Source organism: Ideonella sp. P3_A4, assembly GCF_056403075.1.
The window spans coordinates 1-607 of record NZ_JBFUGE010001345.1 but is presented as its reverse complement, the minus strand read 5'-3'; the positions used below and the strand labels follow the sequence as shown (position 1 = coordinate 607).

Genomic DNA, 607 nt, shown 5'->3' with positions numbered 1-607 from the left:
GCGTTGAGCAGCTGCGCCCAGACTGCCGCGGCGCCTGCTGCCAGCGCCCCAGCCGCTGCCGCTAGCGCACCGACACCTGCCGAGATCGCCCAGCGCTTCAGCTTCTTCGTCACCAGCGAAGGGGCAGGCAAGGGCGCCGACCTGGGCGGCCTCGCAGGTGCTGATGCCCACTGCCAGAAGCTGGCGTCCGCAGTGGGGGCAGGTAGCAAGACCTGGCATGCCTACCTCAGCACGCAGGCGGCCAATGGCCAGGCAGCGGTCAACGCACGCGACCGCATCGGTCAGGGGCCTTGGTACAACGCGCGCGGGGCTGTGGTGGCCAAGAGCCTTTCGCACCTGCATGGCGACACGCTGGACGAAGCCCGGCTAGGCAACAACCTGAGCTGGGCCACCGCGTTCACCGAGAAGAACGAGGCGGTCAAGCGCGCCGGCGACAAGCCCAACGAGCACGACATCCTGACCGGCTCTCTGCCTGATGGCCGTGCCTTCTCCGACACGGCCGACCACAGCTGCAAGAACTACACGAGCAGCGCGGCGGACGCATCGGTGCAGGTCGGCCACTTCGATCGCACCGGCGGCGGCAACACCTCGTGGAACTCTGCCCACG

Annotated in this window: 1 protein-coding gene; it reads left to right on the top strand. The window is 68.7% G+C overall.

From position 1 onward, the window contains the following. Nucleotides 1-3: 3 nt before the first annotated feature. Nucleotides 4-607, top strand: a 604-nt coding sequence (locus AC1DYI_RS37940; RefSeq protein WP_477209198.1) for a lectin, incomplete at its 3' end; no start/stop codon positions are given.